The organism is Leptospirales bacterium, from assembly GCA_019694655.1.
Taxonomy (GTDB): domain Bacteria; phylum Spirochaetota; class Leptospiria; order Leptospirales; family Leptonemataceae; genus SSF53.
This window is the reverse complement of record JAIBBN010000001.1, coordinates 380,738-399,234: the sequence shown is the minus strand read 5'-3', so window position 1 is coordinate 399,234 and position 18,497 is coordinate 380,738. Positions and strand designations below refer to the sequence as shown.

The following is an 18,497-nucleotide window of genomic DNA, read 5'->3' as shown; positions in this document are numbered from 1 at the left end:
AGCGCCAGCGAATCAGGCGCGCTCAATCATCATTGCGCCGGCCACGCCGCCGTGGGCGCAGGCGGTGATCAGCACGCGCTTCACGTCGGAATGCTCGTTCATTACCATGATGGCGTTGCCAATCAGGCGAATGCCGGTGGCCCCAAAAGGATGCCCCAGCGCTATAGACCCGCCGTAGGCATTGATCCGTCCGGCCTCGAACTTCTTCTCCCAGTCCAGTCCGGTGCGCTTCTTGATTTCTTCCAGCGCTCCAATTGCCGTCGCTGCAAAGGCCTCATGGATCTCTATCTGGTCGACCTGATCAATAGTGATGCCAAGATCTTCCAGCAGCGCCAGACTTGCCTCGGCCTGTCCGATACCCATCAGATTGGGATGCACGCCCTTCATACGAAAACCGGTGATATAGGCCTGCACCTTCAAGCCCAGCTCACGAGCCTTTTCTTCGGAAGAAATGATGGCGCCTGCAGCGCCATCGGAGCGCGCACAGGCGTTGAAGATAGTAACTGTCGGAGTCGTGGACTTCTGAAGAAAGTCCTTGTACTGCGTCTTGAACTGGTCAAACTTCATGACCGGGTTCTCGAAAAGCAGCATGGCTTTGTCCATGCGGCTGGGGTTTTCAACGATGCCCTTGCGCAACATCACGGCCTCGTCATCGACCATCTCGCTGCCTTCGTCGTCCTTTACTGGAACCAGAAAGGGCTTGTACTTGCCGGCCAGCGTTGCATCGTATGCGCGCTTGTAGCTGGTGTAAGCCAGTTTGTCGCTGATTTCGCGGCTGATGCCGTAGTTCTGAGCTACCACCTCGGCGGTTACAGCCATGCCGTAGCTGGTTTCTGAGTCGCCCAGACCCTCTTCCAGGCTGTCCATGATCTTAACATCGGCCGGCAGTTGATCTGGCAGCAGCTTCATCAACTTATCGATGCTGCCTGCCTTCTTATTGGCGCGGGCGTTCTTCACCACAAAGGGAATGTGCGTCTGCGACTCTTCGCCAAGCGTCAGGTATACTTTGCCCTCGCCCAGATTGATGCGGCGCGCAGCTTCCGCTACCGCTTCCATAGAGGAGACGCAGTTGTTGGCCAGCGTCAGCGCCGGGGTCTCGACCGGCACGCCAAGCTTGTTGGCAATGACGCGCGCTGGATTGGGCGCAAAAGGAAAGCCCTCTCCCACCAGCACCCCGTCCAGTTCGCTTAGTTTGAGTTTGGATTGATCGATGATGTCTTTAGCGACGATGAAACCCAGCTCATGCGACTGGTAGGGCGCAAGTCCCTTGGCAATCTGTGCAAACGGAGTCCGACGCAGAGTAGATACGGCGACACGATGAGGTAATTTCATACGCGGCCACAGTTTCGCCCGACGGAGCCCCGTCAAGCGCTCTGGCTGGCAGCCTCTTCGTAGCTGCAAGCGGCGCATGCGACGTAACGCCCGCGCTCGCGAGAGCTCTTTTCAAAAAGCAGCTTTCCACATTGCGGGCAGTTATGCTCCGCCGGCTTGTCCCAGGTGGAAAAATCGCATTCTGGATAGCGACTGCAGCCGAAGAAGGCCCGGCCGCGCTTGGTTGAGCGCTGGATGATCTGGCCATCGGCGCATTTTGGACAGGGACCGAGCGGGATGGGCTTGGCATTGCGGCACTCGGGGAATCCCGGGCAGGCAAGGAAGTAGCCCTTGCGCCCCAGCTTTTTTACCATATTGCGGCCGCACTTCTCGCAAACGTGATCCGTAGGTTCATCAAGCGCGTTTTTCATTTCGCCGATGGTTTCGTGGGCATTTTTCAAAACGCCGGCGAAGGGTCCGTAAAAGGAGCGCAACATCTCCACCCAGTCCAGGTCGTTGCGGGCGACGCGGTCCAGGTTGTCTTCCATTTGAGCTGTAAAACTGGTATTGATCAGATCGGGAAAATGATCGCCCATGATGCGATCAACCATACGCCCCAGCTCCGTTGGCTTGAGCGCCCGTTGCAGACGCGTCACATAGTAACGCTTGAGCAGAGTAGAGAGCGTGGGCGCATAGGTAGAGGGACGACCGACGCCGCACTCTTCCAGGGCCTTGACCATCGACGCATCCGTATAGCGAGGCGGCGGTTGCGTAAAGTGTTGCTCGGGTTCCAGCTTTTTTAGCTGCAGCGGATCATTCTCAGCAAGCGGCGGCAATAGCGCCTCTTTCTTCTTCTTGTCCGCCTTCTCCGACTTTTCGTCGCGTTCCCCCTCTTCTCCGCCGAAAACTCGAGCAAATCCAGGGAATTTTACGGTGCGGCCGGTGGCCCGAAAAATGGCGCGGCCGGCGGCAATATCCACTGAGGTGTGATCGGCGATTTCGTCGGACATTTGCGAGCTGACAAACTTCTGCCAGACCAGTTGATAGAGCTTCATCTGGTCACGACTCAGGAAAGGCGCAACTCGATCCGGCGTCCAGGCCGGATCGGTAGGCCGAATGGCCTCGTGAGCGTCCTGGGCCGATCGCGAGGTCTTGTAGACTCTGGGCTCTGCAGAGAGATACTCGCGGCCAAACTGCCCCGCAATGAACTCGCGAACGTGTTCGATGGCCTGCGGCGATACGCGCGTAGAGTCCGTGCGCATGTAGGTGATCAAACCGGTGGCGACTCCGCCCTCCAGTTCAATGCCCTCATAAAGTTGCTGCGCCACCATCATTGTCTTTTGCGAGGTAAAACCCAGCTTGTTTGCCGAATCCTGCTGCATCTTGGAGGTCGTATAGGGCGCCGTCGGTTGACGCTTTCGCTCTTTTACTGAAACGGAGCGTACGGCATAGGACGCATCCTGCAACTCATCGACTATTGCCTGCATCTCCGGGCCCGCGCCGATCGCCGCTTTCTTACCATCCAGGGAATGCAGGGCAGCTTTGAAGCTATCCTTGCCGTGCGCCAGGCGCGCCTCGAGAGTCCAGTATTCTTCCGGAGTAAAGCGATCGATTTCCGCCTCGCGGCTACAGATCAAACGCAGCGCCACGGATTGCACGCGTCCAGCAGAGAGACCGCGCTTGATTTTCTTCCACAACAGCGGCGAGATATTGTAGCCAACCAGTCGGTCGAGGATGCGACGGGCTTGCTGGGCATTGACCAGGTCCTGATTGATCTCGCGCGGCTTCTTGATTGCTTCTTCCAGAGCTGTCTTGGTTATCTCATTGAATTCAATGCGCTTGATATCGCCGTTCAATTTTCCAAGGGCTCGCGAAAGATGCCAGCTGATTGCTTCGCCCTCGCGATCAGGGTCTGCCGCCAGCAAGACGCGCTCCGCGCTACCGGCGAGCTTCTTCAGGCGGTTCAAGATACTGGCCCGACCGCGAACAGTAATGTATTCCGGCTGGAAGTCTTGATCTACATCGACAGCCATTCTGGACTTAGGCAGGTCGATGATGTGGCCCATGGAGGCCTCGATGATATAGTTCTTGCCCAGGTATTTGTGAATGGTCTTGGCCTTGGCTGGAGATTCCACAATCACCAATGTCCGCGCCCGCCCCTTCTTCGCGGCGCCGCCTTTGCGTTTCCGGCTGCTGGCCTTCTTCTTTGCTCCGCTGGCGCTCTGGCTCTTGCCGGGCGCTGTCTCCTGGGATTCTTCCATGCTTCTGTCCTGAGTTCCGGGCTGTTGATCCCCGTACTATGGAAGAAAAAATATCTGTCATTCCTTTTTCGACATAATGCGCGAGCTCGACGCTGCCGCTGCCACGCACAAGCGCCCGGTAGCAAGCCTGGATCACTGCCAGCGCAGGAAATGTCGGGCGCCCAGGGAGATTCCGTGGCGACGCTCGCGCCAGAACTGCAGCTGTTGTGGGCTGCGCGGCGCCAGCGGGTCCTCTGCTGACGAGGGGATTGTGTGCAGTTCGAGTCGCGCCGGCAGAAGAATGGGGGCGGCACCATCGGCCAGCCAGGCTCGCCCCCCATCGTTGCTGCCTGGAAAGAGATCGAAGGCCTGATGATCAAAGACCTGAACTGTGCGCCCCTCCTCCAGCGCAAAGCGTGCGCTGATCAGCGCGCCGCTGCCATGCGGCGCCTGGAATACATTCAGTTGTTCCACAAGTCCGGCAATGATTCGATTGCGACGCGGAAAATTTCCGGCAAAGGCGCGATCATCCGGCAAGAACTCGGACACAAAGAAAAAGTCGAGTTCCGCAGCATCAGCCGTCTTCGGAAGATCGAGATTACTCTGTGGGCCCGGATTCAGAATGCCCGCGCCCAGCACGGCCACGTTTGCGCGCCCGGCTGCAATAGCTGCAAGATGCGCCAGGCGATCCACGCCGCGTGCAAATCCAGAAACCAGGGCGACGCAGCCGGCGGTCGGCGCCTTGATCCATGCTGCAAGCGCTGCGTCCAGGAAGGGCGCCGGATTGCGCGTGCCGACTGCAGCGACAGCGTGATCCAGCGCCGACAAAAATCGCCGGCGAAGCTCTGGACGCGGACGACCGCCATCACGCACAAAAAAGGCCAGGGGAGGATCATAAATCTCGGCCAGCAGCGCCGGGTAGTCCAAATCGAAGAGCGTGAAAGAGGCAATGTCCAGCGGCAAAGCCGCACAACGACGAACACTGCGTTGCGCCAGGGCGGACGCTGACTGCAATTCTATCATGCTGAAGTTTTGCTCCAGAAACGCGCGCCGATTGCGTGGCGCCAGTGATCGCAGCGCTGCTGCATTCCCACTGGCAAACAAGTTTCGCCGGTAGGGCAAGGCGGCCAGGAACAGCGCTTGTTGCAGTCTTCGCTCAGGGCGCGGCATCAAAGGAACCGGTGCTACAGGCATCAGCGTTGTTCAGACATTGATCCAGCGCTTCCAGGTTTTGCTTTGCCTGCCGGTAATTGGGGACCGCATCCAGATCGCCGCTGATGGCCCCGCGGCGGCGCAACGATTCCAGCTGCTCCAGCACGGCCTGGTACTCCAGACGCGCCGAAGCCAGGTCTCCGCTTTCTACATAGAGATGACCGAGGGCAAAATGCGCCGGAATATGCGCCTCTTCGACAGCAGTAATGCCGCGCAATAGCTCGATGGCGCGAGCAACATCCCGCCGCGAGGCGTCGCCGGTTTTGCCAAAGAGCAAGGCCAGCTGATAGCGCGGTCGCGAGTCTTCGGGTCGCAAGGCCGCCATTCGTTCCAGAAGAAATACAGCGGTGTCGAAGCGGTTGGGTTCCCAGCCCATGGCGCGCGAGGCATTGGCAAAGGCCAGTCCTGCCTCCAGCAGCAGATCGGGATCTATGCTGTGTTTGCGCAGCGCCTCGCGAAAGTAGGGCAGCGCCTTTTCAAAGGAGACGCCTGGATCTTGCACGTCGCCCTCGTGTACTCCTCCGGCGGCCTGCATCATATAGGCCGCCGCCATGTCGTAGCGCGCACGTTGCATATGCGCTCTGGCCAGCTGCCAGGCGAGACGGCCCTGCAATCGCTCCTCGTTGGCCAGTTGATGGATCTTATCCTGCAGATCGAGCGCCCGCTCTCGGCTGAGCCTGAAATCTCGTTCCAGACGTTCCATCTCCGCCTGATCCGGCTTTTCCACGGGCTGACGATTCTTCTCGCCCAGCGAACGAATGGAATCGCTGAGCTTCTGGCAAGAAGGCAACAGCAAAGTGATGGTCGCTGCAAATAGCAAAATCGCACTTGGCCCGGAGCATGCTTTTGCCCAGGCTTGTGCGCTTATGGCCGACCACATCGAGGTCTTTGCCGCCGTTGAAGTTTCCTGTTTTGTTCGACCGTGGTCAGCACTGAGCATTGCATCACACCTCACGCTTGCAGACAGTATCTCATGGCTCTACGACAGCCAGGGACAGCCGTTATTTTCGCAAAATCCCGACGCCAGGGCATCCGCCAGCCAGAACGAACTGGATGGCGCAGTCGGAGCGCTGCTTGGCCGCTGGCTGCGCGGCGAGCAAGCCCTGGAACTGCTGCGTATTGCCGTTCTGCCGCGCCATCGTCGCCGGGGCCTGGCCCTTGTGATGCTGCGCGACTTTTGCCAGCGCCTGCCGCCGCTCCTGTTTCCGAAGCCAGACCAGGCCCTGCTTGAAGTCCAGGAAGAAAATCGGCCTGCCGTAACCCTCTACCAGCGGCTGGGATTTGAGTGTTACCGCCGACGCCGGGACTACTATGGCCGCGGCAAGGATGGCCTGGAAATGAAACTTGCACTTTCGTAGCGAAAGTGAGCCGGGGACGGCGCCGATAGATAGCTGAATCGCTTCTGAGGCGCACATGATCGAGTTTCTTGCACAGACCGCTCGCAACGATGCCCTGCTGACCGCCTGGCTGCTGGTTTTTGTGCGCTTTATGTTGATGGCGCTCTTTTTGCACTTCGCATTGCAGGCAATCCAGCGCTTTCCCGGTCTGTCGCGATTCAGCGGCAAGTGGTGGTTTGACCTGGGCATGCACCTGTTGAATCTGGCGCTGGCCGTTTTCTTGACCTTCAGCCTGCCTCCGCTGCGGCTTTTCGACGCCCTGCAGCTGCTTCCAGCGCGCAGCACAATGCTCTGGCCCGACATCCTGTTCTCGGCTCTGGCCCTGTCGCAAATCGGCCGCCTCTGGGTTTTCCTGATTCGCTATCTTGACCGTCGCTCCAGCTCCTGAACGCCTGCGGCGCGGCCGGGCAAGCCTCCTGTTGTGCGCCCGAAACGCCCTATTCAATGAAGATCGGCTCGCGCAGCAGACGAACGCCAAAGCGCTCCAGGACCCCTTCCTGTATTTCACGGGCCAGCGAGAGCAGCGCCGCAGAACCGCCGCCCCGATTGACCAGCGCCAGACTGTGCTTGCTGGAAACGCCTGCGCCGCCCTGCAAGTAGCCAGGCGCGAAACCGGCGCGCTCTACCAGCCATGCTGCAGAGGTCTTGATCCCCCCCTGCACTGTGTACTGCGGCGGCGACGGCAAGCCTTGATTCTCACAGCGCTGCTGCAAGCTGGCGAACTCCTCTTCGCTGAGCGTCGGGTTGACAAAAAAGCTGCCGGCGGAGCGCGAATCTGGATCGGTCGCATCGACTACCATGCCCTTGCTGCGACGCAATTCCAGCACCGCGCGACGGACCGCAGCCAGCTGAGCGTTCCCCGGCGGCATCGTGCGCCATTCCGGCGTACGCAGTGTGAGTCGCTGCTCCAGTTCGGCGTAGCGGATCAAGGTCGGCGTATCGGCGCGTAAGGCAAACTCGACGCTCAGCACCAGCCAGCCTTCGGCTGGCGCCTGCTTGAAATAGCTGCTGCGATATCCAAAAGCGCACTCGGCATTGCTGAAGCGGCGACGCTCCAGACTGTAGGCATTGATACACTCCACGCTCTGGATCGTCTCGCCCACTTCCTGCCCGTAAGCGCCGACATTCTGAATGGGCGTGGCCCCGACGCTGCCCGGAATGCCGGAGAGGCATTCGATCCCCTGAGCGCCATCTTCTATACTGCGCAGGACAAAGCGATCCCACTCAAAGCCTGAACTGACGCGGTACTGAACCGCGCCGCCGCGACGCTCCACCGCAATTCCGCCAATCGCATTCTTGACTGCAAGGCCGTCAAAGCCGCGGTCGGAGATGACAACATTGCTGCCGCCGCCCAGCAAGAAAAAGCGCAGCTTTTCGCGACGAGCGTAGAGCAAAGCCTGCTCCAGATCCTCGATCGATTCTACTACGCAAAAACAGCGCGCCGGACCGCCGGCGCCCAGCGTGGTCCATTCGGCAAGCGAGCGATTGTTTTCAATGAGCAGCGCCACGATAGTTTAATCCGGCAAAGTTTTCCCGCAAATCTCGTTCCAGAGTTGTTCCAGGGCGGCGGCGTCAAGCTCGGACCATTGCAGTCCGCGTGTTGCGGCCAGCTCGCGGACGGCCTGCAGGCGGTCTTGAAATTTGCGCGTGCTGCGATGCAATGCGAGTTCGGGATTTACCTTGAGTTTGCGCGCCAGATTGACGCAGGAGAAAATCAAGTCGCCGATTTCTTCCTCCAGGCGCGCGCCATCGGCCTGCATTTGGTCTTCAACCTCGGCGCATTCTTCGCGCACCTTGGCCAGAGGGCCGGCGGCGTCCGGCCAGTCGAAACCGATCTTTGCCGCTTTCTTTTGGGCCTCTTCAGCGCGCAGCAAAGCCGGCAGCCATTCCTGCAGGTCCTGCGGCCTGCCCCCTGGACCGCCCTTCTCTCCGGCCTTGATAGCATCCCAGTTGCTGAGAATTTCTTCGACGCCGCTGACCTGCACATCGCCAAATACATGCGGATGTCGACGGATCAGCTTTTGTGCGCATTCGGCGGCGGCCTGATCCAGGTCAAAGCGCTGCTCTTCTTCGGCCAGTTGCGCGTAGAAAAAGAGAATGAACAGCAGGTCGCCAAGCTCCTCGCGCAGATTCTCGTAGTCAGCGCCGTCCACTGCATGGATCAGTTCGTAGGCTTCTTCCAGCAAGAAGCGGCGCATGCTGCCGTAATCCTGAGCGCGATCCCAATCACAACCGCCTGGGGCGCGCAGCCTTGCCGTCACAGCGCGCAATTCTGCCAGACCTGCTCCGGGATTTTTCGTGGACATGCCCGGTCAGCTTTGGGAGTCGTAGGGCGTGTTCAATCACTTCCTGATTGGCGAACAGAGCTGGCGCATCGATCTACGGCGTCAGGCCGACGGCAGTTTCCGCTGCCGGCGCCAACCGGAAGGCGCCGCAGAGTCGCTGGAGTCCCGGCTCGAGTCTTTCGAACTCAGGGGCGCGGATGCGATTCGATTTCGCAACGGCGCTGGACTGGTCGATGCTCGCTTTGCCTGCGATGGCGAGGAGATCTATCTGCTGCTGGATGGACGCACCTTGCGACTGCGGCAGCGCGGGGTTGAGGCGCAAGATCAAGAGGCTGGCGGCCGAAGCCGCTACCAGGCGCCCATGCCCGGCAAGGTGCTTGCCGTGCAGGTAAGTGTCGGGCAGCGAGTAGAGCCTGAGCAGCCCTTACTGGTTATCGAGGCGATGAAAATGGAACAAACTCTGCGCGCTCGTCGTGCAGGCGTTGCTCTGGCCGTACATTGTGCTGTCGGAGATCTGGTTTCCGCCGAACAGATTCTGGTTGAGGTGGGGCCTGAGGAAGGCCCTTGATCAGGATTTACCCTTCAATTCGCGCAGGATTGCCTGACGACGCTCAAAGCGCTGCCTGGCGTTCAGCGAAAGCCATTCCCGCTTCAAGGCCTTGAGATTTCCGCCGCGGGCCAGAGAGTAGCGATTGAGCAGCTTGGCTGTCTTCTCGTTCATGGCGGGCAGATTTTTTCCGGGAGGGGCGCCGGTCAAGTGTTCGGCGCCAGAGGCCGGGCGACGCTTACGCCGCCCGACCCTTTCAGCTGCGTTTGATGGCCACGTAGGTGGTGTCGTCATTCAGGCCGCGCAGCAGGGAGAACCAGCGCAGCGCCCGACGCTGTCGGGAAAGAACCTGTCGGGCGTCGCCTTTGCTGCCGGCGTGCAGCGTATTCTTGATTCGTTCAATCCCGTAGTACTCATTGCTGAAGTTTTGCGCCTCATAGGCGCCGTCGGTAAAGAGCAGAATCACATCGCCTTTGTTGATATCAGTGCGACGACCGCTGTACATCCAGTTCTCATCGATACCCACGGGGATATTGCGCATGTCAATCTCCTCGATGCTGCGCTCGCGGTGGCGGTAGAAAAGCATTGGCGGCGTCCCCGCCGAGCTGAACTCGGCCGTGCCCGAGTGCATATCGACAATCAATACGGTAAATGTGGCAAACTGCTCCACTCCGAAGAAGGAGGCGGAGGCCTGATTGATTTTGCGCATGATGACAGAGGGTATCACGTTCTTCATACGCACCGACTGGCGCAGCAAGTTGCCAAGCAACAACGCCAACAGCCCTGCTTCGAGGCCTTTGCCGCTTACATCGCTCAGCGTAATTGCCAGGCGTCCTTCATCCAGCCAGAAATAGCCGTAAAAGTCGCCGCTGACCTTGAACCGCGGCAAGGTCTGCCCACAGATCGTGTAGGTTCGGTAGACCGTTTGCAGCGGCGAGTTCATCCCGAGGTCGCGCTGAATGATCTGGTAGAGCCTGCTTTCGTCCAGCAATCGCTCTTCCGCCAGAGCCCTTCCCGGCGCCATTGCTGCGGCAGTCATGCGGCGTTCAACGCGGGCCATCCCCGCGCCATCCAGCAGGCCATGGTCGCATAACAGCTGCAGAAGTTGATCTTCCATATAGATGAAGCCGATCCGAGGTCAGGACGCCAACGCAGCGTAACGCCGTCGCCCAACCTGCGATCCAATCACGGGTACCTTGAGTAGACGAAAATTACTCTGCCGGCATTGGCCGGGCAGCGGCATTCAGACAGGCAGCCAGAGCCTCGCGCAACTCTTGTTTACGCAGCGGCTTTTTCAGGACGCCAGCGACGTGCGCCGGATTCAGCCGCGACAGTCGTTCCTCAATGACATCGGCGGTAAAAATCAATATCGGCGTCTGGCGCAATGTTGGATCGGCGGCAAGGCGCTCCACAAACTGAAAGCCATCCATAACTGGCATGTGCAGATCCAGCAGAATCAACTGCGGCCGCATCCGCCGGGCTATTTCAATACCGTGCCAGCCGTTTTCCGCCTCGACGACCCGCAGTGCGTCATTCTTGAGGTAGTGCCGGATCAGCAGCCGATTGTCCTCGTTATCATCGATAACCAGCACAGTCTCATCCCTGAAGGCTCGCTGCATTGCCGCCGCGTCGGCCGGGGAATCGGCGGCGGACGCCCGGTCGCGCCCCTCAAGGCCCGGCAGCCAGAGCGTGAATTCGCTGCCCTGACCGGGCGTGCTGGAAAGATCAATGCGCCCCCCAAGCATGGCTGCCAGTCGACTGGAAATCGCCAGACCCAATCCGACGCCCTCGCGCACCATGTCCTCCGCCGGCCGGTGTTGGACAAAGGCGTCAAAAATGCTGGCCTGCTTATCTTGAGGAATGCCGGGGCCGCTATCGCTCACGCGAAAGCAAAAATCATAGCGTCCGGCCGCGGTCTTGCTGGCTGAGACCGATACGCTCACTCCGCCTTCATCGGTATATTTGACTGCATTGCCGATCAAGTTCAAGAGAACTTGCCGCAGGCGGTGCTCATCACTGTAAATCACCGGCGGCAGATCTTCCGCAATTTCCAGCTTCCAGTCCAGCTTCTTGCGCAGCAATGAATAGCGAACCATCGCTTCGATCTCGTCGAGGACATCGCGCCAGGCAAAATCGCGGCTGTGAATGGCCAGCTTGCCCGCTTCGATCTTGGAAAAGTCGAGTATATCGTTGAGCAAATCCAGCAGGGCCTTGCTGCTCTTGCGAATGGTGTCGAGGTACTCGCGGTGTTGCGGCGTTTCGATCTCCTCCTGTAAGATCTCGGCAAAGCCCAGGGTCGCGTTCAAGGGCGTGCGAATCTCATGACTCATCGCCGCCAGAAATTCGCTCTTGGCCAGATTGGCCGCCTGCGCTTCGCGAGTCATGCGACGCATTTCCTCGTAGCGTCGACGCTGGCGGATGATACTGCTGCGGACAAACAGGCCGATCGCCAGACCGGAGATCAGCAGCGGAATCCATAGCCAGTAGAGGTATGGCGAGAAGCGCGACCAACCACGACGTGGCGACGCCGCCAATTGCCATTCGCCTTCGGCCAGCAGCACCGGCAAAACGGCCGGCGAAGCCTGAAAGATTTCGGCCTGGCCCCAGAAGACCTCTCCCGCCGCCCCCAATCCATCCTTGCCGCGCAGGGCCAATTGTAAGTTGCGCTCCTCCATCAAACCGGCCGCCGAGAATAGCGAGTCCATATCAATGACCACGCTGATGAGGCCCCAGTAGCGTTGACGATTGGCGCCGACATAGACCGGCGTTCGAGAGACAAGTCCCCGTCCGCCCTGCACCAGATCTACCGGTCCCGCCACAACCGTACGGCGAATGGTCATCATGTGTTCGACGGCGGGCCATTGCGCCGAATTGTTACGATAGCGAAGACCAAGCGCCGCCTGGTTTCCGGGGAGCGGATAGATCATGCGCAGTACGTTATCCGGCGCCAGCCCAATGTTACGAATGTGCGCCCGACTGGCGACAAGTTCGGCGGCCAGAGACTCAAACTCCGATTGCTGCAGTTGTGGCTTTACGGCAACGATGGCGGCCAGTCCGCGCGTCAGATGCATGGTCTTGCTTAGCTCCAGCTCCAGCCGACCGCGCAACTGCGAAAGCTGATTGGCAACGCTCGCTCGTTCCTCGGCCACGTAGCGGTCGTTCTCAAAGCTGCTGAGCAATAGCCCCAATAGCAGCGACAGCGCCGCCGGCAGCAGCTGTCCGAACAACGAAGCATACTTCGATTCGCTCCAGTTGCGTTCGACGATAGCAGGGGCCTCGGCGTCTTTCATGGTCAGCCCCGGCCAGCAGGAAGGCCGGGTAGAGCGCTGTCCAGCCCCCGTCGCTGTGCGCCGAAAAAAAGCAAATCTGCTGGAAATGAGCCAGGGCGTTTACGCTTTTCTATTGTCTTTCTGGCAACGGACTTTGCACTGCGGACGTGCCCCCTTCTGTAGACCTCAGTCAGTCGATTCAGAGTTATCAGAAGAATCGCGATTTCAGTCGCAGCATTCTCATCTATCTGGCCGTGCTCTTCGCCGTGGAGGCGCCAGCCGGCCTGGTATTTGCCGGCTTCTTTCTGCAGCGCATTGAGACAGAGCGCAGTCAGGACTATCGCAGCGCGTGGGACAACTATGTACACCAGCGCCTTGCAATCCATCATAGCAAGCTAACCGGCTACGCCTGGTGGGATGAACCCTGGCGTCTGGCGCTGGCCGGCCGCCTCGCCGAGATGCGCGCGCTCTTTGAGGAAGACCTCACGCTCAGCAGTGAATTTGATTATTTTGCGGTTTACCTGGACCCCGGCGGTCCGGCTGTAGAGCTGCGCGGCAGCGACCGCCAGCAACTGCGATTGCCGGACCCGCTGGCGAGGCATCTATTTGCTACGCGAAGCATGCAGGCTGGCGACAGCCACCTGGTGGCGCAGTTAAGCGACGGCCGCTGGTACTTGCTTTCAGCCTCGGCGCTGTGTCGCATCAACGGCGCGCCGATGACGCCGGGCGTGGAGCTGGTGGCCTACGATCTGGAGCGATTCATGCGCAAGGCCGAAGAGGTCATACCGGTTACGCTGCGCCTTGGCAACCGACCAGATGGCGAGGAGACGGTGCTGGCGCTGCAGGGCCTGGCCTGGCCCGCTCAGGACTTGAAGGCGCTGGCCCGGCCGCGACAATCGGCCCTTTCCCTGACCTTGCCGCCGCTGCTGTTCATGCTCGGCGTGCAGGTCTTGATCAGTCTGGCGCTGTTTGCGGTTCTTGCGCCGCGCTACGGCCGACGCCACAGCCAGCGTTTGAGTGAAATGCTTGATGCCGCCAGAGCGTTGAATCTTGAACTGGCCAGAAGCAATGAGGAGCTCAATCAGGCGCGTCTCGCTGCGATCCACTCCGAAATCAAATACCGTCACCTGGTCGAAGACGCTCGCGAGCTAATCCTTTCGCTGACGCCTCAGGGCGACATCCTGAGCGTCAACATTGCAATTGAGGAGCTGCTGGGCTGCCGCCGCGATGATGTCCTGGGTCGCCCGCTGGCTGATCTGGTTCACCAGCGAGCCGCCAGCGCCGCGACCATTGGCGTCGAATTGCTGCGTGAGAAGCTGCGGGAGGCCTGCGGACCAGGCGGCGTATCGAGTTTCAGCGTGGCGCTGGCGACGCGTCATCAGGAGCCCGTGGAGCTGCAGTTTCGAGTCGAACGGATCGACGCTCAGCAGGACGGACCGCTGCTATTTGCTCGCGCTTCGACAATCCTCGAAGACAATCTGCTGCGCTACGTGCGGGCGGAGCGTAAGTACTATGAGTTTGGAAACTATCTGACTATTGGCGAACAAGTCGGCCAACGAATCACCGAGAACCTGCAGCACTACCTGGATGCGGATGAAACCAATGCGGTTCGCTTTGGCGTTCGCGAAATGATTCTGAACGCCATTGAACACGGCAATCTTGGCATCACCTTCCACGAAAAGAGCGAGGCAATTCGCGCCGGCGAGTACTTTCATTTTATGAACGAGCGCCAGCAGGATCAGCGTTTTCGGCAGCGTCGCGTGCGAGTCTACTACAGCCTTACGCAACGTCATGCAGCTTACATTATTGCCGACGAAGGCGCCGGCTTCGACCACCGTGCGGCGCTGCAGGCCGAACTGGATCTGCTGAACGCTGCAAGCCACAGCCATGGCCGCGGCATCGTCATGAGTCGGCAGGTATTTGATATCATGCGCTACAATGAACGCGGAAACAGGGTATTTTTGCTGAAACGCTTTGCCGCAGCAACTCCGGCCTGAGCCGGTCAGACGCAGTAAGGCTGCAAATTGAAGGGGGAAGGAATGTACGGAAGAAAAGGATTTGGCCTGCTGCCGGCCCTGATGGCAGGAGCAGCTGCTCTATGCTTTGCATTGCCTCTGGCAGCGCAGAGCGCTTTGCCAGAGACCGGCGCGGCGCTGCAGTCTCCGCCGCCTGGCGATGCTGCGGCGCATATCGACTCCGGTCGAACGGCGTGGATGCTGGTCTCTTCGGCTTTTGTGCTCTTGATGGCGCCGGGCCTGGCGCTCTTCTACGGCGGCATGGTGCGTCAAAAAAATATGCTGAACACCATTATCTTGAGCCTGGCCTGTATCGCGGTGATTGGCGTGGAGTGGGTGCTGGTCGGCTACAATATGGCCTTCGGCCAATCTCACGCCGGATTGCTGGGCTGGAGTTCCGGCGGCTTTGCCCTGGGCAACATTCCATGGGACCGCGTGCATCCCAGCGGCGTACCGGAGCTGCTGTTCGTTATGTTTCAGGGAAAGTTTGCCATCATTACGCCAGCGCTGATCACCGGAGCGATCGTGGAACGAGTGAAGTTCTCCGGTTTCATGGTCTTTGCATTGCTCTGGGCCATTCTGATCTACAATCCTCTGGCGCACATGGTATGGGCCAGCGACGGATGGCTGTTCAAGGCTGGCGTCCTGGACTTTGCCGGCGGCACTGTCGTTCATATCTCGGCCGGAATATCCGCGCTGGCGCTGGCGCTGGTTTTCTTGAAGAAGCGCATCGGCTATCCGGAGGACGCCATCCGACCCGGTTCGCTCTTCCAAACGCTGCTTGGCGCCGCCCTGCTCTGGGTTGGCTGGTTTGGCTTCAACGCGGGCAGCGCTATTGCATCGGCTGACGACTTCATGCTGCGCGCTGGACTTGCCTTCACCACCACGCAGGTTGCCGCGGCAATGGCCGCGTTGATCTGGATGGCCGCCGAATGGATGCATCGCGGAAAACCTACCGGTCTGGGCCTCGCCTCGGGCATGGTGGCCGGGCTGGTGGCCATCACGCCCGCGGCCGGACATGTCAGCGTTGCCAGTGCGATCTTGATCGGCGCCATTGCCGCCCTGATCTGCTATCTCTCCGTCTATTTGAAAAGCATACTTGGCTACGACGATTCACTGGACGTCTTTGGCGTGCATGGAATGGGCGGACTCACCGGCGCACTCTGCACCGGCTTGTTTGCCAGCGTTGGTACGGCGCACCTCGGACTTTTCACCGGCGGCGATGCCACGCAATTCCTGCTGCAATTGCAGGGCGCGGGCGTGGCGGTCCTCTTTTGCGCCGTTGGCACTCTGATTCTTGGCTTTCTGGTCGATCGAACCATCGGTCTGCGCGTCAGCAAGAAAGAGGAAACCCTTGGATTGGATCTGACCCAGCATGGCGAAGTCAGCTTCACCTTCCGCTGATCTTTGCCGGAGGAAGCGACTATGAAATTGATCATTGCTTTGATTCAACCGCATCGTCTGGAAGCGGTCAAACGAGAGTTGCAGAAACGAGAGATCCATCGGCTGACCGTGCTGGATGCCAGCGGCTATGGTCGTCAGAAGGGTCAGGTCAAGATTTTCCGCGGACAGGAACTTGACTCCACTCTAATAAACAAAATCGAGATCCAGATCGCAGTAAACGATAGCTTTGTGCAGACTGCCATCGACGGCATCATGGCCGGGGCGCGCGGCGATGATGGCGGCCAGGTGGGCGACGGAAAAATCTTCGTCGTTCCGCTGGAGCAGTGCATCCGGATCAGCGACGGCGTGGCCAGCCATGATGCAATCTAGCAGCAGCTGACGGGGCTATTCAAGCCTGGCTAGCCAGTTCGCGCAGCGGCGCCAGCCTCTGCGCGGCGAGCGCATCGCGGTAAAGCAGATTGAAGGTATCGAAGGGAATCATGCGGCCATCGGGCTGTATCATGTGCACGCAGGAGCGCTTGACGGCGCGCACATCGAAGCTGTGTGCATCCAGAAACTGCATGATGATGACGCGAAAGATATTCTTGTAGCTGAGTCCTGGGGCGCGAATCGCGGGCAAGCAGCAGAGCAGCTGGTTCAAATCGCCGGCGGCGCCTTCGGCGCTGGCGCCCAGACTGAATACGCGCCCGGCCAGCTCGCGCATTTCTTTCAGCGCATTTTCGCGCAACGCTTCATTCTGTTCAAAGACGATGGTGGCGCCGGCCTGAGCAAAAAGCGACCGGGGATCGGCAAAGCGTGAAAGCGGCAATAAATGCTGGTCCATCTTAAGCGCGTAGGCCATCGCCAGAGAATCGGGATTGCAAGGCGTAGGAATGAGGTCCGCGGGGCTGAAAATGGAAGACTGCTTCAGGATTTCCTGGCGTACTTCGGCGAGGGTCAGGCGTTGCGCTGCGCCATCAAGATCAGCCGGAACACGGCCGGCAAACTGAACCGGTTGAAACGTGACGCCGCGCACGCAGGGTTGCTGACGCGCAAATTCCAGGATCTCGCCAATCTGGTGCAAATTTACGCCGCGCTGCAGCGCAACGACCAGCGTTGTACTCAAATCGGCTTCATTCAGTCGATCGATGGCAGCGCGTCGCAGATCGGCGAGGTCCAGGCCCCGCAAGCGGCGCAGCGCGTCGCTCTCCAGCGAGTCAAATTGAAGATAGACTTCGAATCCAGGCTGAAATTCCGCCAGTTGCCGGGCAAAATCGCGACGCCGGGCGATGCGCAGGCCGTTGGTATTCAGCATCAAATGGCGGATGGAACGTCGCCTGGCGCGTCGCAGGATCTCAAAGAAATGCGGATGCATCGTCGGCTCGCCGCCGGAGATCTGCACAACATCAGCGCGGCCTTCGTTGGCTTCGATGCCATCAAGCATGGCGTCGATTTCAGCCAGGCTGCGATGCCTTCCGGCGCGCGGGCTGGAGGCGCTGTAGCAGAGCGGGCAACTGAGATTGCAGCGATCGGTGACCTCTAAGACTGTCAGACAGGAATGCTGTTCGTGGTCCGGACAGAGTCCGCAGTCATAGGGGCAGCCATAATGCGTGTTAGTATTGAATTGCAGCGGCGTTTCACCTGGCTTGCGAACATCACGGCACAATCGATAGTATTCGGCGTCCGTTGAGAGGAGGACGCGCTCCGGTCCGTGCTGTGGACAACGTTTGAGCATGAAGACGCCGCCCTCTTCGATAATGATTTTCGCATCGACCCGACGCAAGCAGCTGGCGCAGAGACTGAGCGTAAAATCGTAGTAGGTGTAACTGCGCGTCGGCATCCGTAGTTATTGATTGGAACTGATACTGTAGATGAGCAAGAACCCGGCCAGACCGCTTCCCGCGCAAACCGGCGCGCCAACGACCAGAATGATTGCTGCGCTGAGCAGATACATGGGACGCGTTTCGCCATCGGCGGCGCGTACGCTGCGCACATAGCGCAGCACATTCCAGATTGCCTGGCCCAGCGACGCAAGGGCCGGGGCCAGCGCCAGAAAGTAGACTGCTCCGACCATCGGGCCCTCGAAGATGCCGCCATCCTGCAGGAAGTGGGGATTGAGCGCCTGACCGATCGCATAGCCGCCGCCAAGCAGCACAAAGTGAAACAGCAACGGCCAGGAGAGCAGCAGTCCAAAGTTCCATAGGAGTATGCGCGCATTTTGCGAGCGCTTCTCCGCCGCAGCCGGAGGCAAAGCGGATGTCTTTGCGCTTTCAAATGGGTTCTGATCGCTCATCGATTCGCTCCGCCAACGGATCTACAACATGAGAAAATTCTGTAGCCAGACATCCTCAATCTGGCCGCGCTCAAGGATATGATTCAGGCTGGCTTTGATTTCGGTCTGCAACTCTAGACGCTGTTCGACGCCCTGGACCTGCTCCACTCGTTTACTGCTTATGATCAGCACAATGATGTTGCGCATCTGCGGGATGCGCCTTTGTAACTCGGCCTTGAATGCCGGCGCGTTGGGAGCATAGCCCAGCTGCACCTGGGTTTGAATGGCGTGGGCGCCGTCAGCCAGGGGAATGCGCAGCGTTTCGCCCAGCGGCAGACGATCCAGAGGAGGAGGAGGCGCTGGCTGGGACAGATCGTCGAGATGGGCATACTGTTGACGGCTGATCTGCAAAGCAGTCCAGTACGCCGCCAGCGGCCCAAACAGAAGCAAGGCTATCAAAGCCGCTGCGGCTATCGCCGCTATCAGCACCATGCGCCTCAGGTTCATCGGCGCCTAGCTGCATTGTCGGCGCTCTGAGCGTCAAGTGCAAGCGGACGGCCCTCAGC

General features: G+C 59.5%; 18 protein-coding genes. 6 read left to right on the top strand and 12 right to left on the bottom strand.

Annotated elements, in window-relative coordinates:
- Window positions 1-12 precede the first annotated feature (12 nt).
- The 4 genes from K1X75_01900 to K1X75_01885 all read right to left on the bottom strand — a co-directional run bounded on the left by K1X75_01900 (window position 13) and on the right by K1X75_01885 (window position 5,583).
- A complete protein-coding gene (locus K1X75_01900; protein MBX7056790.1) occupies window positions 13-1,332 on the bottom strand; it encodes a thiolase family protein in 1,320 nt (439 codons plus the stop codon).
- 32 nt (window positions 1,333-1,364) lie between these two features.
- Entirely contained in the window at window positions 1,365-3,572 is a 2,208-nt protein-coding gene (topA, locus tag K1X75_01895; GenBank protein ID MBX7056789.1) for a type I DNA topoisomerase, read from the bottom strand.
- 132 nt (window positions 3,573-3,704) lie between these two features.
- Window positions 3,705-4,745, bottom strand: coding sequence for a DNA-protecting protein DprA (locus K1X75_01890; GenBank protein MBX7056788.1), 1,041 nt, complete (start codon window positions 4,743-4,745; stop codon window positions 3,705-3,707).
- Window positions 4,708-5,583 (bottom strand): hypothetical protein, encoded by an 876-nt coding sequence (locus tag K1X75_01885; protein MBX7056787.1) that lies wholly within the window; start codon window positions 5,581-5,583, stop codon window positions 4,708-4,710. Before K1X75_01885 ends, K1X75_01890 begins: the two co-directional genes overlap by 38 nt.
- A gap of 46 nt (window positions 5,584-5,629) precedes the next feature.
- On the opposite strand from K1X75_01885, the gene K1X75_01880 reads away from it, so the two are divergent.
- Both K1X75_01880 and K1X75_01875 read left to right on the top strand, forming a co-directional pair.
- Window positions 5,630-6,121: a GNAT family N-acetyltransferase gene (locus tag K1X75_01880; protein MBX7056786.1), complete on the top strand. Its 492-nt coding sequence runs from the start codon at window positions 5,630-5,632 to the stop codon at window positions 6,119-6,121.
- A gap of 55 nt (window positions 6,122-6,176) precedes the next feature.
- A complete protein-coding gene (locus K1X75_01875; protein ID MBX7056785.1) occupies window positions 6,177-6,548 on the top strand; it encodes a hypothetical protein in 372 nt (123 codons plus the stop codon).
- A 49-nt stretch (window positions 6,549-6,597) separates the two neighbouring features.
- Here K1X75_01875 and K1X75_01870 read toward each other — a convergent pair whose 3' ends face one another.
- Both K1X75_01870 and mazG read right to left on the bottom strand, forming a co-directional pair.
- Complete coding sequence (locus tag K1X75_01870) at window positions 6,598-7,668, bottom strand: UDP-N-acetylmuramate dehydrogenase (protein ID MBX7056784.1); 1,071 nt, start codon at window positions 7,666-7,668, stop codon at window positions 6,598-6,600.
- A gap of 6 nt (window positions 7,669-7,674) precedes the next feature.
- Entirely contained in the window at window positions 7,675-8,466 is a 792-nt protein-coding gene (gene mazG, locus K1X75_01865) for a nucleoside triphosphate pyrophosphohydrolase (GenBank protein ID MBX7056783.1), read from the bottom strand.
- A gap of 28 nt (window positions 8,467-8,494) precedes the next feature.
- Here mazG and K1X75_01860 point away from each other — a divergent pair, with 28 nt between their 5' ends.
- The gene (locus K1X75_01860; protein ID MBX7056782.1) at window positions 8,495-9,013 is read left to right on the top strand and encodes an acetyl-CoA carboxylase biotin carboxyl carrier protein subunit; all 519 of its coding nucleotides are present in this window, start codon (window positions 8,495-8,497) and stop codon (window positions 9,011-9,013) included.
- On the opposite strand, the gene K1X75_01855 is transcribed toward K1X75_01860, so the two are convergent.
- The 3 genes from K1X75_01855 to K1X75_01845 all read right to left on the bottom strand — a co-directional run bounded on the left by K1X75_01855 (window position 9,014) and on the right by K1X75_01845 (window position 12,282).
- Window positions 9,014-9,166, bottom strand: a complete 153-nt coding sequence (locus tag K1X75_01855) for a hypothetical protein (GenBank protein MBX7056781.1) — start codon at window positions 9,164-9,166, stop codon at window positions 9,014-9,016.
- A gap of 82 nt (window positions 9,167-9,248) precedes the next feature.
- A complete protein-coding gene (locus K1X75_01850; protein ID MBX7056780.1) occupies window positions 9,249-10,109 on the bottom strand; it encodes a SpoIIE family protein phosphatase in 861 nt (286 codons plus the stop codon).
- Between the two features lie 94 nt (window positions 10,110-10,203).
- The gene (locus K1X75_01845) at window positions 10,204-12,282 is read right to left on the bottom strand and encodes a response regulator (protein MBX7056779.1); all 2,079 of its coding nucleotides are present in this window, start codon (window positions 12,280-12,282) and stop codon (window positions 10,204-10,206) included.
- Window positions 12,283-12,428: 146 nt separating this feature from the next.
- On the opposite strand from K1X75_01845, the gene K1X75_01840 reads away from it, so the two are divergent.
- The 3 genes from K1X75_01840 (at window position 12,429) to K1X75_01830 (ending at window position 16,049) form a co-directional block, all read left to right on the top strand.
- Window positions 12,429-14,258, top strand: coding sequence for an ATP-binding protein (locus K1X75_01840; GenBank protein MBX7056778.1), 1,830 nt, complete (start codon window positions 12,429-12,431; stop codon window positions 14,256-14,258).
- A gap of 81 nt (window positions 14,259-14,339) precedes the next feature.
- A complete protein-coding gene (locus K1X75_01835) occupies window positions 14,340-15,680 on the top strand; it encodes an ammonium transporter (protein ID MBX7056777.1) in 1,341 nt (446 codons plus the stop codon).
- Between the two features lie 21 nt (window positions 15,681-15,701).
- Complete coding sequence (locus K1X75_01830) at window positions 15,702-16,049, top strand: P-II family nitrogen regulator (GenBank protein MBX7056776.1); 348 nt, start codon at window positions 15,702-15,704, stop codon at window positions 16,047-16,049.
- A 19-nt stretch (window positions 16,050-16,068) separates the two neighbouring features.
- Here K1X75_01830 and K1X75_01825 read toward each other — a convergent pair whose 3' ends face one another.
- Genes K1X75_01825 through K1X75_01815 form a run of 3 tightly spaced genes read right to left on the bottom strand, consistent with a single transcriptional unit; the run spans window position 16,069 to window position 18,438 of the window.
- Entirely contained in the window at window positions 16,069-17,499 is a 1,431-nt protein-coding gene (locus tag K1X75_01825; GenBank protein ID MBX7056775.1) for a radical SAM protein, read from the bottom strand.
- Window positions 17,500-17,505: 6 nt separating this feature from the next.
- Entirely contained in the window at window positions 17,506-17,952 is a 447-nt protein-coding gene (locus K1X75_01820) for a hypothetical protein (GenBank protein ID MBX7056774.1), read from the bottom strand.
- A gap of 21 nt (window positions 17,953-17,973) precedes the next feature.
- Window positions 17,974-18,438 carry a flagellar basal body-associated FliL family protein gene (locus K1X75_01815; protein MBX7056773.1) on the bottom strand — a complete coding sequence of 155 codons (465 nt, stop codon included), beginning with the start codon at window positions 18,436-18,438 and terminating at the stop codon, window positions 17,974-17,976.
- Between the last annotated feature and the right edge of the window lie 59 nt (window positions 18,439-18,497).